Raw genomic sequence first — 388 nt, forward strand, 5'->3', positions numbered from 1 at the left:
CTGGCCGTCACCAAGAGCGGCATGTGCCTCGACGTCGTCAACATGAGCACTGCCAACAAGGCCCTCGTCCAGCAGTGGAACTGCGTCGGCAGTCAGACCAACCAGCAGTGGACGGTCATCGACAGAGGCTCCTCCACCTACGAGTTGATGTCGGTGGGCAGTGGTAAATGCCTCGACGTCCCTGACTCCAGCACGACCAGCGGAGTCCAGCTCCAGCAGTACACCTGCGTCGGCAGCAGCAACCAGCTCTGGCGCTTCACCGCTTCAGGATCCGGCACCTACCAGGTCGTGAGCGTCAGCAGCGGTCTGTGCCTCAGCGACCTCAACGCGAGCACCACCGCGGGCAACCCGGTCATCCAGGAAACCTGCACCGCCAACACCAACAAGC

1 protein-coding gene is annotated in these 388 nt (G+C 62.9%); it reads left to right on the plus strand.

Annotation, left to right across the window (positions count from 1 at the left end):
• On the plus strand, positions 1 to 388 hold a 388-nt coding region (locus ADK57_RS16020; RefSeq protein ID WP_199830593.1), incomplete at both ends, for an RICIN domain-containing protein.

Origin of the sequence: Streptomyces sp. MMG1533 (genome assembly GCF_001279775.1) — a bacterium.
Lineage (GTDB): Bacteria > Actinomycetota > Actinomycetes > Streptomycetales > Streptomycetaceae > Streptomyces.